Below are 12,990 nucleotides of genomic sequence, written 5' to 3' on the forward strand. Positions count from 1 at the left end.
TTGATACTGTTCAGCTTAGTTGCTGTTTGCATCCTTGCTTTCCATAGACGCACTTTGCAGGGCTTTTCGTGCCTGCTGTTTGCGCAGTAGTTGCCAATGCGAGAGGACGGTTTTCGGTGCCCAGATCTGTGGTTCGGAGGCTTCGAAACCGTCCGCCAGTTCACGTTCGGCGACAGTGGCCTTGGCCAGTTTGAAGGCTTGTTCCAGATCATCGGTCTGGTTCRGGGCCTGGGCGAACAGGGCATCGCCGAAGTAGGTGAAGTTGGCTTCCTCCGAGCAACCGAAGGACACTCGGTCGGCCCGCGAGGCCGTCATGATCAGGGTCCGTTCATCTTTGAGGGCGGGGATGAAACCGCCGGAGTAGCAGGACGAGATCACGATGATCTTGTCGCGGTTTTTCAACGGGGCGAGAACAGCCGCCATTTCGTCGGCTGGCAGGTCGGCCAACTCCATGCGTGGCTGGTCAAGCACCAGTTCGTGTTCGCTGGTGCCATGGCTGGTCAGGTAGATGAAAATCAGGTCTTCCGGCCCGCTGCGTTCGGCCAGCGTCAGGGCGGCACGGCGCAGGTTTTCCCGAGTCGCCATCGGGCGGTCGGCGAGGTGATCGCGATGGTTCACCAGGCGGATCTGGCCGAAAGCGCCAAAACGGCTGGTGAGCATATTAGCGACGTAGTCGGATTCGCGCAGAAACACGCTTTGCTTGCCATCACCGCCCAGGGTCAACGAATACAGTTCCACCGCCGGGGTCGAGGGCGGAATGTTGGCCAGCGCTGTGTCGAGCAGGCGCCCCTGGGCCAGCAGGCCGAGCTCCAGGGTGTCGGGCAACAATTTGCCCTCGGCGTCGCGTACGCGCTGGCCGTTGATCCAGGTGCCGCTGAGCACGGTGCCATCGGTCAACACCAATGTGCCGCGCCCCTGGTAACTGTCGTTGTCGAACTGGCCTGTGTAAAAACTGCCGTCAGACAGGTTCAGTCGGCCCTGGCCGGAAAAGCGCCAGTCATTGAACTGGCCGATGTAGTGGCTGCCGTCAGTGCCGATCAACTCGCCCTTGCCGTTCAGCGAGCCTTCCTTGAACTGGCCCAGCCAAACATCGCCGTCGGCGTTTTCGTAGCGGCCTTTGCCGTGCAGTTGATTGTTCTTGAAGCTGCCGACATAGATGTCGCCATCGGCACTGTTGAACGTGCCGTTGCCTTCCAGTTGGCCGTCGACGAAGTGCCCGGTGAACTGATTGCCGTTGCCGTCACTGCGCTGGCCTTCGCCATTGGGTTTGCCGTGGGCGAACTGGCCCTGATAGGCGCTGCCGTCTTCGAGTTCGAGGCGACCCAGGCCGGCGTATTGATCGGCCTTGAACTCTCCGCGATAGCTCATGCCGTTTTCTTTGAGGGTGCCTTCGCCGTCGCGTCGGCCGGCCTTGAACCCGCCGCCGTAACTGCTGGCGTTGGTGGTCAGCGCCCCCTGGCCGTCGAACAGTCCCTGATTGAACTGCCCGCGATAGACCTCGCCGTTGCTGCCGTGCCATTCGCCCTGGCCATGCCACTGGCCTTTGTCGAATTCGCCGGCGTACCAGCTGCCGTTCGGGTAGTCGATGCGCCCCTTGCCTTGCAGCAAGCCATTGACCAGGTCACCGCGATAGCGTCCGCCATCCGGCAGGCGGGCGTCGGGGGCCAAAAGCGATTCGCCGTCGCCGCAAGCGGTGAGCATCAGGGTCAAGGCAAGGAGTGCAAGTGGGCGCATAGCGGATTCCGGGCAATTAGGCGAGGGAGTATGCCGCAGCTATGTGTCCTTATATAGGGTGAGGTACCGCGAGAAGGCGCGAAACAGCATGAGCTGCTTCGCATCCGGGAAGGTTTATACGAAGCACAGGGACAGGGGTTCGGCGATGTATGCCGGCTTGTCCGAACCTTCGATTTCCAGGGTGGTGGTGGCCTTGAGCAGCCATTGGCCGGGTTTTTTCTCGGTGACTTCGGTCAGGTCGACCTTGAGTCGCACTTTCGAATTGACCTTGACCGGCTGAATGAAGCGCACGCTGTCGAGGCCGTAGTTGACCACCATCTTCAAGCCTTCGGGCATGACGAGGATGTCTTCCATCAGTTTCGGGATTAGCGACAACGACAGAAAGCCGTGAGCGATGGTGCTGCCAAATGGCGTTTGCGCGGCCTTGACCGGGTCGACGTGGATGAACTGAAAATCCCCTGTGGCTTCGGCGAACAGGTTGATGCGCTCCTGATCGATAGTGAGCCATTCGGAACGTCCAAGTTCCTTGCCGACATAATCTTTGAGCTCTGCAACTGGAACATAGGGCATTGAGACTCTCCTTGGGTTCATCGGTTTTATAGATTTGGCTTGCGGGGATTTAACCTCCCGGCTTACCACTTTAGATCAACATGGCCAAACGCTCCGGTCAACCGAACATGCTTTTGGCGAATGCCGGTCTATAGCGCGGGCATGCTTATAATGCCCGGCCAATGCGGGTGACGGATTTTGCGGGGGATCAACAATGTTGCTACGAGGTCTGACGTGGCTGGTGCTGTTCCAATTGCTCGGCACGGCGATCAATCATTTGTTTTTGCCCGTGCTGCCGGGGCCGATTGTGGGGTTGCTACTGTTGTTGGTGTACCTCATCTGTCGCGGACAGGTCGGCGAGCCACTGAACCTGGCGGCCAGCAGCCTGTTGCGCTACCTGCCGCTGTTGCTGGTGCCGCCAGCCGTGGGCGTGATGGTCTATGCCGCTGACATTGCGGCAGATTTCTGGGCCATTGTCGGTGCGCTGGTGTTGTCGCTGCTGCTTTCGATGGCCTTCGCCGGGGTGCTGATGCAGCGCATGGTCAAGCGTCACGCTCACTCCGAGGACAGCCAATGATCTTCGACTGGCACGGCGCCTGGACGTCGGTGATTCACCATCCATTGTTCGGCATAGGCATTACCCTTGGCGCCTATCAGCTCGTCCTGGCGGCATTCGAGAAAACCCGCTGGATCTTTTTGCAACCGGTGCTGGTCTCCATGTTACTGGTGATCGGCGTGCTGGTGGGCTGCGGTCTGACCTACGCCGAGTACCGCAAGAGCACCGAGATCCTGAGTATCCTGCTCGGCCCGGCCACTGTCGCGCTGGCGGTGCCGCTTTACCTCAACCTGCGACGGATTCGGCAGTTGTTCTGGCCGATATTTACTACGCTGGTGATAGGTGGTGTCGTGGCCACGGGCATGGGCGTGCTGCTGGGCTGGTGGTTCGGTGCCGAGCACATGATCCTGATGACCATGGCGCCGAAGTCGGTAACTTCGCCGATTGCCATGTTGGTGGCTGAGCAGATCGGTGGTGTCGCGGCGCTGGCAGCGGTGTTCGTCTTGATTACTGGTGTGATCGGGGCGATTTTCGGCCCGGCCCTGTTGAGCCGGCTCGGCGTGCACAGCCCGGAAGCCAGGGGGATGGCGCTGGGCATGACGGCCCACGCTGTCGGCACGGCGGTGGCGATGCAGGAAAGTGAAGAGTGTGGCGCCTTCGCGGCGCTGGCGATGAGTCTGATGGGTGTGGCCACGGCGGTGTTGCTGCCGTTGGCGGTGTCGATGGTGGTGTAAAGGAAATGTCTATGAGTCTGCCGCTTTTCCCACTGAACACAGTGCTGTTTCCCGGTTGCATCCTCGACTTGCAGATTTTCGAGGCGCGTTACCTGGACATGATCGGCCGCTGCATGAAACAGGGCGGTGGTTTCGGCGTGGTGTGCATCCTCGAGGGTGAAGAGGTCGGGATCGCCCCGGCCGGCTACGCGCTGGTGGGTTGCGAAGCGCTGATCACCGATTTCAATCAACAGGACAACGGCCTGTTGGGGATTCGGGTTCGAGGCGGACGGCGTTTCCATGTATTACGATCGGAGATCCAGCGCGATCAGTTGACCGTCGCCGAGGTCGAGTGGCTGGAAGACGAACCGGAGCAGCCACTGCAGGACGAGGACGCCGACCTGGTGGCATTGCTCAAGGCCCTGGCGGAACACCCGATGGTTGAAGCCTTGAACATGGGCACTGAAGCGACCGGGCAACAGTCACTGGCCAATCAGTTGGCGTACCTGTTGCCCTTCGCTGAACTGGACAAAATCGACCTGCTGCAACTCGATGATCCGCAGCAACGACTGGATGCGATTCAGGCGTTGCTGGATGAATTGCAGGGCGAGTTGTTTGCCTGAAAGCATTCTTCAGAACTCAATGCGGTAAATTACCATAATTACTATGGGGCTAGCGGCAGCGGACAACCACCACGTATGCGCCCGACCTGGTTTCTGGTGGTGTTGTTTGGCTTTTTCATTTTACGGCATCTGTGGGATGCGAAATCAAGGTTTTTTGCCATTAAACCAGTTTGGGGTCAATGGCAAAATTCCGATACTCTGCCTTCCCTGTCTTCCCTCGGGGTTATCAAAAATGGTGCGACCATCCTGCATCCAGGAACTACAGTAACAAGGCCACGGCATGCGCACCTCTGCTAACTTTCTTCTTCATCAACGACTTCAAGATTGATTGCGTAGTACCGACCATTATCCCCCCGGCATAAATCGTAGCTCACCATTTGGCCAGCCTTGATTTTTAGAGCTTCGAGTTCAGCTGGGTCGAGGGAAAAAAAGACATTCTGCTCATTGAACTCCTCCGAGGGGGTATTAATGTCAGCAGAATTATTTTGACTCCATTCTTTCATGTCTCCTCCAAAGGCAAGCCAGCTCCCACAAAAAACGGCGCAGGGCTTGCCCGAAAATCAGTTATTATTAACAGGTTGTGTCTATATAAGACTTACGTCTTCTGCCTGCATTCCTTTTGGTCCGGGAACGGGCTTGAAGGTCACTTTTTGTCCCTCTTTAAGGCTTTTAAAGCCCTCGGCCTTTATTGCTTTGAAGTGAACAAAGAGGTCCGCGCTACCATCATCAGGTGTGATAAACCCAAAACCCTTCTCATCATTGAACCACTTGACTGTTCCTGCTTTCATTTTATTTTCCGCTTACTAATTAACATGAAACAAAGTCACACCATTTCGCATATGGACCTTGTTGACTGACGACAGAGAAACACCCTTGGTGGGAGCAACGTTTGAGGAGCTCAGGATGATTTTCAGATCTCACATCACGGAACGTGATGCGATGTTCAAAAAACTAATACAAACAGCCCAGCGCCGCAATGAATGCACTACTGCAAAACTGCGACTGAATGCGACTGAATGCGACTGAATGCGACTGAATGCGACTGAATGTTTTAGCTTTTTTCAAAGACACAAAATGTTTACCTGATCAGGGCGCCTACGTTATTTGCACCACTTATAACGACCCGGCCGGATGTTCGAGCCGATACCGCCGGCTGCCACCAATCACAACAATAGCGCCTCTTGCAAGAGTCAGAATAAGGCTGGTGGTAGTTGTGATAAGTTGGCTGGCTTGTGTGTTAGTTTATATTTGTAATGCTGGTATCGTTTTAAATAAATTGAAAGATCTCTAATATGTTTGTTTTAAGTTAAATGGCTATATTTTGCGTGCCTGCAGGAGTAGGCATGAAAGCGATATAAGGAGTTGTTGGTTGGAAGTTTTAATGGCGCAGGGCGTTCGTTGTGGGTTGGGTAATAAAGAATGCCGATACTGCTGTCTTTCAGTATCGCGTGCGTGAGCGTTCTGACTTGCCATTGCCCAGCTTTAATGGGGGTCTGATAAAAAAACCGCTTCACTCTTAATGGTGAAGCGGTTTTTTGCTACTGGGTTCCCAGCCAACTAATAGGCATAACGCAACATTGTATGTGGCAAGTGGCGCAATACGAAGAGCGCGAACAACGCCATCATCGCCGGCAGTATCAGCCACCAGACCTTGGGTGACAGTGCCTTGAGCGGCTCCCTTCGCTGGACCAGGTACAGGCTGGCCGCGCAGACGCACGCTGCCAACATCGTGCCGGCCATTACATCCGTTGGCCAGTGCGCGCCGAGGTACACTCGGGAAAGGGCAATCGCCATCGCCGGCAAACAGGCCACCAGTAACCAGGTCAGGCGCATGCGTGGTGGCTGTCCGCGGCCAGCCAGAACCGCGAGGGTCAGGAACAGTGCGAACGAGCCCGATGCATGGCCGCTGGGCATGCTGTAGCTGGACAGAGGGTCGCTCAGCACTTCCGGCCGTAGGCGGGCGAAAAAAAGTTTGGTCGCGGTGTTGGCCAGTGCCGTGAACAATAATGTGCTGATGGCGAAGATCGCCTGCCGCCACTGTCGGGTAATTAGCAGCAGTCCTGCCAGCAAAGCACTGAACAGCAGCATGTTGCGGAATTCGCCAATCAGCGTGAAGACCACCGCGACCTCATCGAGCATCGGGCTGCGATGTTCCTGCACCAGGGTCATCAGCCCTTGATCGAGGGCGTTCAGGTACGGATAGCCGATGAACAGCCCTGCCAGAATGAGAAAACTCATGCCGGCGATTAACCCTGTAGCCCTGCGATGCTGGCGCAAGCTACTGGTGGCGCTCAGCCCGACCATCACGGCAATGCTGCCGGCAACGATTCCTGTCTGAGGCCAGAAACCTTCAGGCAACGGCAAGCGAATCGCCGCACCGGTGGCCCAGCCAGGCAGCAAATAAGCCACCGACCACCCCGCACCGGCCAGCAGGCTGACGGCGATGAAGCGTGGGAAGGGCATGTCGCACATGCCGGCGACCATGGGCAGCATCGGCCGCAACGGCCCGATAAAACGCCCGACCAGCAGGCTGGCGATGCCATAGCGCTGAAAATAGGTCTCGGCCCCGGCAATCCATTCCGGGTGATGGCGCAAGCCGGGCAGGCGCCGGATGTTCTGATGAAAATGCCGTCCGAGGAAATACGAAACCACGTCACCCAACACGCCGGCGAGGAAGCCCAGCAGCAAGGTTTCACTCAACGGCAACGCACCGCTGCCGGCCAACACCGCAACGGTGAACAGTAAAACCGTGCCGGGGACGATCAGCCCGGCAATCGCCAGGCATTCCACAAAAGCCACCAGAAATATTGCCGCCGCCAGCCATTGCGGGTTGACCGTCAACCAACCGGTCACGCTATCGAGCCATTGGCCCATAAATCCAACTCCGTTTTCATTGGTTGCCCCTGTAGGAGCTGCCGCAGGCTGCGATCTTTTGCCTTTCAAAGATCAAGATCAATAGATCGCCGCCTGCGGCAGCTCCTACAGGATTGTGTTCATAGCAGGATGTAATCGCGCCCTTCGGTCTGCCCCCGTCGCAGCGGATTTCGCGTGCAGTACGGCGCATAAGCCGCATCGACAAAGCGGTACATCAGGTGCTCATCGCGCCCGTGGGGGATGCCCAGGCGTGTAGTCTGGATGATGTGGGCGGGCGTCTGGCCGACGTGCTCCACCAGCAGCACTTCATGGTCAAAGCGTTTGGCGTCCCACACCGGCACTTTCAGGCCCAGTGCCTTGCAGAGCAGGGTTTGCCCGGCGCAGAGTTGTTGTGACGGGCGAGGGTGGCCCTGGGCGTCGGGATTGTTCAATAGCATCTGTGCCAGGCTGGCCGGCCCGCTCAATTCATCGACCCACGGGTAGGCGGACTTGATCAGCACGGCGTTACCGGGCCCTTGGGCGCTGAAATTAAGGGAATCGCCGCCCCGGGCGTAATACATATAGATGTGGCCACCATCCAGAAACAAAGCCTTACGCTTTTCTGTGTAGCCGAGGGACGCGTGGCTGCCTTTTTCCGCGCGGTAATAGGCTTCGGTCTCGATGATTCGGGCGCTGAGCCACAGGTCGCCGACCCGATGGCGTATGACTTTACCCAGTAAATCCCGAGCCAGAATTTGCGCGTCGCGGTCGAAAAACGCGTCCGGCAGGCCCGTGGGCAGGCTTGCAGCGGATGCTCGAACAGTCAGGTTGGACATGATGAACGACGTTTATCAGGGCTGATTGAGTCGTGATGATAACAATTTGCAGCTTAATCCCGGCTGAACGTCAACAAATTGCCCTCCATTTCGACCATCCGCCCGTCACCGCTGTTAGTCCCGGGACGCGACAGCTATAATCTGCCGCTTTACTCTTTACCAAGACCTTATCAAAGACCACGCCAGACCATGACTGAGTCCGTTCTTGACTACATGACCCGCCTGGGTTGCGCTGCCCGCGAAGCTTCCCGCGTGATCGGCCGCGCCAGCACCGCGCAGAAAAACCGCGCCCTGCAGGCTGCCGCCAATGCGCTGGACGCTGCCCGAGCCGAGCTGACGGCGGCCAATGAGCTGGATTTGGCCGCCGGCCGCGCCAATGGTCTTGAGCCGGCTCTGCTGGAACGTCTGGCGCTGACCCCGGAGCGCATCGACGGCATGATCGTCGGCCTGCGTCAGGTTGCGGCGCTGCCGGACCCGGTCGGCGCGATCCGTGACATGAGCTACCGCCCGTCCGGTATTCAGGTCGGCAAGATGCGCGTGCCACTGGGCGTGATCGGAATCATCTACGAGTCGCGGCCAAACGTGACCATCGATGCCGCCAGCCTGTGCCTGAAGTCCGGTAACGCGACCATCCTGCGTGGCGGTTCCGAGGCCATTCATTCCAATCGAGCCATCGCCGCCTGCATTCAGCGCGGCCTGGCCGAGGCCGGCCTGCCGGCCGCAGTGGTGCAAGTGGTCGAAACCACGGATCGCGCTGCCGTCGGCGCGCTGATCACCATGCCTGAATACGTCGATGTCATCGTGCCGCGCGGCGGCCGTGGTCTGATCGAACGCGTCAGCCGTGATGCCCGCGTACCGGTGATCAAGCACCTGGACGGCATCTGCCACGTTTACGTGAGTGAACACGCCGATCTGGCCAAGGCCCAGCGCATCGCGTTCAACGCCAAGACGTACCGTTATGGCATCTGTGGTGCCATGGAAACGCTGCTGGTGGATCACACCGTTGCCAAGGATTTCCTGCCGGCGATGGCGGCACAGTTCCGCGAAAAAGGCGTCGAACTGCGCGGTTGCGAGCGTACCCGGGCAATCATCGATGCCGTGGTCGCTACCGAAGAAGACTGGAGCACCGAGTACCTGGCGGCGATTCTGTCGATCCGCGTAGTCGACGGACTGGGCCAGGCCATCGAGCACATCAATCATTACGGTTCCCATCACACCGATTCGATTGTCAGCGAACACCAGGGCGACACCCGGCGTTTCGTGGCTGAAGTCGACTCCTCGTCGGTGATGATCAATACCCCGACATGCTTCGCCGATGGCTTCGAATACGGATTGGGTGCCGAGATCGGCATTTCTACTGATAAGCTGCACGCCCGCGGCCCGGTGGGCCTCGAAGGGTTGACCTGCGAGAAGTACATCGTGGTCGGCGACGGGCAGTTGCGCGGACAGGAGCCGGCCTGACTTGGGCGACTTAGACCCGCCAGCCCCGGCCACCGTCAGCGAGCCAGTCCCTTGCCGCATTGGCGTGCTGGGCGGAACGTTCGACCCGGTGCACATCGGCCATTTGCGCAGTGCGCTGGAAGTCGCCGAAACACTGGCGCTCGATGAACTGCGACTGACACCGAGTGCCAGGCCACCCCATCGGAATACGCCGCAGGTGTCAGCCAAAGACCGGCTGGCGATGGTCGAGTGCGCGGTGGCCGGTGTGGCGCCGTTGGTGGTGGACGCCCGCGAATTGCAGCGGGACAAACCGTCCTACACCATTGATACCCTGGAGCTGATGCGCGCCGAACTGGCCGCAGAAGACCAGGTTTTTCTGCTTTTGGGCTGGGACGCTTTTTGCGGCCTGCCCACTTGGCACCGCTGGGAAGAGTTGCTCCAGCATTGCCATATCCTGGTGTTGCAACGCCCGGATGCCGACAGCGAACCGCCGGATGCCTTGCGCAACCTGCTGGCCGCGCGCTCGGTGAGCGACCCGCTGGCCCTCAAGGGGCCGAGCGGACAGATTGCATTCGTCTGGCAGACACCGCTCGCGGTATCCGCCACCCAGATCCGTCAACTGCTGGCCAGCGGTAAGTCGGTACGTTTCCTGGTGCCCGACGCGGTCCTGGCCTACATCGATGCGCACGGACTCTACCGTGCGTCGAACTGAATAGGAGTGCCTCAAGGCACGTAGCAACAACGTGTATTGAAGCGCCCGAACATACGAGCAAAACGAGTTTTATATGACGAACAACGACGTAAACAAAGTTAAGCGCAAAGGCACGTTCAAGAGTGCCCCGCTGCCGGAAAAGGTACTCGCTGCCGAGCCGCCTAAAGGCGACGAACTGGTCAAGATCGCCGTAGCCGCCCTGGAAGACGTCAAGGCCCAGGACGTGCTGGTCATCGATGTTCGCGACAAGCAGAGCATCACTGACTACATGATCATCGCCACCGGTACGTCCAACCGCCAGATCGGCGCGATGCTGGACAAGGTCCGAGAGGCCGTCAAAGCCCTGGGCATCAAGCCGCTGGGTGAAGAAGGCAAGGGCGACAGCGACTGGGTTCTGCTGGACATGGACGACGTGATCGTCCACATGATGACTTCCAATGCACGCCAGTTCTACGACCTGGAGCGCCTGTGGAAGGGGGCCGAGCAGAGCCGTGCAGCCGATGGCAAACACCACAGCCCTGAAGTTGGTCACGAGCACTTCAACAAGCTCAACAAAGACCAGGAATAAGGGACTGCTGTGCGACTGCGACTGATCGCCGTCGGTTCACGCATGCCCAAATGGGTGGAAGAAGGCTGGCATGAATATGCCAAGCGTCTTCCGTCCGAGCTGGCGCTGGAACTGGTGGAAATACCGCTCAATACCCGTGGCAAGAACGCCGACGTGGCCCGCTTCATCCGTCAGGAAGGCGAAGCCATGCTGGCCAAGGTCGGGCCGAACGAGCGGATTGTCACTCTCGAAGTCCACGGCAAGCCCTGGAGTACCGAGCAACTGGCGGTCGAGCTTGATCGCTGGCGGCTGGACTCGCGTACGGTCAACTTCATGGTCGGCGGCCCCGAAGGGCTGGCGCCGGAAGTCTGTGCCCGGGCTGACCAGCGCTGGTCGTTGTCGCCGCTGACCTTGCCGCACCCGCTGGTGCGGATCCTGATCGGCGAACAGTTGTACCGTGCCTGGACCGTGCTGTCCGGTCACCCTTACCACAAGTAGCTCTGCCCTCATGTCCCAGCCGATCCGCATCAAGGACCACGAAAAAGACGCCCGTCTGGTGCGTGGCCGCGTCGTGTTCGGGGCCATTGCAGTGGTGGCGCTGATTGGCGTGCTGATCGCGCGCCTGTATTTCCTGCAGGTGATCCAGTACGAGTACCACTCGACCCTGTCGGAAAACAACCGCGTCCATGTGCAGCCGATTCCGCCGCCCCGTGGCTTGATTTTCGACCGCAATGGCGTGGTGATTGCCGATAACCGGCCGAGTTTCAGCCTGAGCATGACCCGCGAGCGTTCCGGCGACTGGCAGCAGGTGCTCGACGTGATCGTCGAAGTGCTGGAACTGACGCCCGAGGACCGGGTGATCTTCGAGAAGCGCATGCGTCAGGGCCGCCGGCCGTTCGAGCCGGTGCCGATCCTGTTTGAACTGACCGAAGAGCAGATTGCGCGCATCGCCGTGAACCAGTTCCGCCTGCCGGGTGTGGAAGTGGTCGCGCAATTGGTTCGTCACTACCCGCAGGGCGCGCACTTTGCGCACTCGGTGGGCTACATGGGGCGGATCAACGAGAAAGAGCTGAAGACCCTGGATCCGGTGAGTTACAGCGGCACCCATCAAATTGGCAAAACCGGCATCGAGCGTTTCTACGAGCCTGAATTGCACGGCCAGGTGGGTTACGAGGAAGTCGAGACCAACGCCCGGGGCCGCGTATTGCGCGTGCTCAAGCGTACCGATCCGATTCCCGGCAAGGACATCGTCCTGAGCCTGGACATCAAATTGCAGGAAGCCGCCGAAGCTGCGCTCGGTGGTCGTCGTGGTGCGGTGGTAGCGCTGGACCCGAAAACCGGTGAAGTGCTGGCGATGGTCAGCCAGCCGAGTTTCGACCCGAACCTGTTCGTCACCGGCATCAGCTCCAGGGCCTATTCCGAGCTGCGCGATTCCATCGACCGGCCGTTGTTCAACCGCGTGCTGCGTGGCCTGTACCCGCCGGGCTCGACCATCAAGCCGGCGGTGGCGATTGCCGGCCTGGATTCCGGCGTGGTGACCGCTTCGACCCGAGTGTTCGACCCCGGTTACTACATGCTGCCCAACTACGACCACAAATACCGTAACTGGAACCGTACCGGCGACGGTTTTGTCGACCTCGATACGGCGATCATGCGCTCCAACGACACCTACTTCTATGACCTGGCCCACAAGCTGGGAATCGATCGGTTGTCGTCGTACCTGTCCAAGTTCGGCATCGGTCAGAAGGTTTCCCTGGACATGTTCGAAGAGTCGCCGGGTCTGATGCCGACCCGCGAATGGAAGCGCGCGACCCGCCGCCAGGCATGGTTCCCGGGTGAAACGCTGATTCTGGGGATCGGTCAGGGCTACATGCAATCGACTCCGTTGCAACTGGCTCAGGCCACCGCACTGGTGGCCAATAAAGGCATCTGGAATCGTCCGCACCTGGCCAGGACCATCGAAGGCGAGAAGCCGGTGGACCCTAACCCGATGCCGGACATTATCCTGCGCGACCCATCGGACTGGACCAAGGTCAACCACGGCATGCAGCAGGTTATGCATGGTGCCCGGGGTACGGCGCGCAAAGCCTCGATCGGCGCGCAATACCGAATCGCCGGCAAGTCGGGTACGGCCCAGGTGGTCGCGATCAAGCAGGGTGAAAAGTACGACCGCTCCAAGGTCCAGGAGCGTCACCGTGACCACGCCTTGTTCGTCGGCTTCGCGCCGGCCGACGACCCGAAAATCGTGGTGTCGGTGATGGTCGAGAACGGCGAGTCCGGCTCCGGCGTCGCCGCGCCAGTGGTGCGTCAAGTCATGGATGCCTGGCTCCTGGACCAGGACGGTCGGTTGAAGCCCGAATACGCCAGCCCTATCAGTGCAGAGGCTACCGCCCGTGATGAATAACTTCGATCGCATGCTCTCCAGCG

Annotated in this window: 14 protein-coding genes; 8 read left to right on the forward strand and 6 right to left on the reverse strand. The window is 59.2% G+C overall.

What is annotated here, in order from left to right; genetic code table 11:
- Window positions 1-15: 15 nt before the first annotated feature.
- Together AC1DXW_RS01255 and AC1DXW_RS01260 are read right to left on the reverse strand one after the other, a co-directional pair.
- Window positions 16-1,734 carry a C13 family peptidase gene (locus tag AC1DXW_RS01255; RefSeq protein WP_477759718.1) on the reverse strand — a complete coding sequence of 573 codons (1,719 nt, stop codon included), beginning with the start codon at window positions 1,732-1,734 and terminating at the stop codon, window positions 16-18.
- A 114-nt stretch (window positions 1,735-1,848) separates the two neighbouring features.
- Complete coding sequence (locus AC1DXW_RS01260; protein WP_477754620.1) at window positions 1,849-2,304, reverse strand: MaoC family dehydratase; 456 nt, start codon at window positions 2,302-2,304, stop codon at window positions 1,849-1,851.
- Window positions 2,305-2,497: 193 nt separating this feature from the next.
- On the opposite strand from AC1DXW_RS01260, the gene AC1DXW_RS01265 reads away from it, so the two are divergent.
- From AC1DXW_RS01265 to AC1DXW_RS01275, 3 genes are read left to right on the forward strand one after another with little or no spacing between them, the layout of a single operon-like run.
- Window positions 2,498-2,860 (forward strand): CidA/LrgA family protein, encoded by a 363-nt coding sequence (locus AC1DXW_RS01265; RefSeq protein ID WP_223453604.1) that lies wholly within the window; start codon window positions 2,498-2,500, stop codon window positions 2,858-2,860.
- Window positions 2,857-3,573: an LrgB family protein gene (locus AC1DXW_RS01270; RefSeq protein ID WP_477754621.1), complete on the forward strand. Its 717-nt coding sequence runs from the start codon at window positions 2,857-2,859 to the stop codon at window positions 3,571-3,573. The genes AC1DXW_RS01265 and AC1DXW_RS01270 overlap by 4 nt, the downstream gene beginning before the upstream one ends.
- Before the next feature lie 11 nt (window positions 3,574-3,584).
- Window positions 3,585-4,175: an LON peptidase substrate-binding domain-containing protein gene (locus AC1DXW_RS01275; RefSeq protein WP_223460883.1), complete on the forward strand. Its 591-nt coding sequence runs from the start codon at window positions 3,585-3,587 to the stop codon at window positions 4,173-4,175.
- 293 nt (window positions 4,176-4,468) lie between these two features.
- On the opposite strand, the gene AC1DXW_RS01280 is transcribed toward AC1DXW_RS01275, so the two are convergent.
- The 4 genes from AC1DXW_RS01280 to AC1DXW_RS01295 all read right to left on the reverse strand — a co-directional run bounded on the left by AC1DXW_RS01280 (window position 4,469) and on the right by AC1DXW_RS01295 (window position 7,864).
- The gene (locus AC1DXW_RS01280) at window positions 4,469-4,678 is read right to left on the reverse strand and encodes a hypothetical protein (RefSeq protein WP_477754622.1); all 210 of its coding nucleotides are present in this window, start codon (window positions 4,676-4,678) and stop codon (window positions 4,469-4,471) included.
- An 81-nt stretch (window positions 4,679-4,759) separates the two neighbouring features.
- The gene (locus AC1DXW_RS01285; RefSeq protein WP_477754623.1) at window positions 4,760-4,963 is read right to left on the reverse strand and encodes a cold-shock protein; all 204 of its coding nucleotides are present in this window, start codon (window positions 4,961-4,963) and stop codon (window positions 4,760-4,762) included.
- Window positions 4,964-5,732: 769 nt separating this feature from the next.
- Window positions 5,733-7,049, reverse strand: coding sequence for a bifunctional DedA family/phosphatase PAP2 family protein (locus AC1DXW_RS01290; protein WP_477759719.1), 1,317 nt, complete (start codon window positions 7,047-7,049; stop codon window positions 5,733-5,735).
- Window positions 7,050-7,168: 119 nt separating this feature from the next.
- Window positions 7,169-7,864: a DNA-3-methyladenine glycosylase gene (locus AC1DXW_RS01295; RefSeq protein ID WP_477754625.1), complete on the reverse strand. Its 696-nt coding sequence runs from the start codon at window positions 7,862-7,864 to the stop codon at window positions 7,169-7,171.
- Between the two features lie 189 nt (window positions 7,865-8,053).
- Between AC1DXW_RS01295 and AC1DXW_RS01300 the strand changes: the two genes are divergently transcribed.
- The 5 genes from AC1DXW_RS01300 (at window position 8,054) to mrdA (ending at window position 12,967) form a co-directional block, all read left to right on the forward strand.
- Window positions 8,054-9,325, forward strand: a complete 1,272-nt coding sequence (locus AC1DXW_RS01300) for a glutamate-5-semialdehyde dehydrogenase (protein WP_477754626.1) — start codon at window positions 8,054-8,056, stop codon at window positions 9,323-9,325.
- 1 nt (window position 9,326) lies between these two features.
- Window positions 9,327-10,016 carry a nicotinate-nucleotide adenylyltransferase gene (gene nadD, locus AC1DXW_RS01305; protein WP_477754627.1) on the forward strand — a complete coding sequence of 230 codons (690 nt, stop codon included), beginning with the start codon at window positions 9,327-9,329 and terminating at the stop codon, window positions 10,014-10,016.
- 73 nt (window positions 10,017-10,089) lie between these two features.
- Window positions 10,090-10,584, forward strand: coding sequence for a ribosome silencing factor (rsfS, locus tag AC1DXW_RS01310; RefSeq protein ID WP_008022922.1), 495 nt, complete (start codon window positions 10,090-10,092; stop codon window positions 10,582-10,584).
- A 9-nt stretch (window positions 10,585-10,593) separates the two neighbouring features.
- A complete protein-coding gene (gene rlmH / locus AC1DXW_RS01315; RefSeq protein ID WP_003185785.1) occupies window positions 10,594-11,061 on the forward strand; it encodes a 23S rRNA (pseudouridine(1915)-N(3))-methyltransferase RlmH in 468 nt (155 codons plus the stop codon).
- Window positions 11,062-11,071: 10 nt separating this feature from the next.
- Window positions 11,072-12,967, forward strand: coding sequence for a penicillin-binding protein 2 (gene mrdA / locus AC1DXW_RS01320; RefSeq protein WP_477754628.1), 1,896 nt, complete (start codon window positions 11,072-11,074; stop codon window positions 12,965-12,967).
- Window positions 12,968-12,990: the final 23 nt, after the last annotated feature.

The sequence above is a fragment of the Pseudomonas sp. P4_C4 genome, assembly GCF_056402055.1.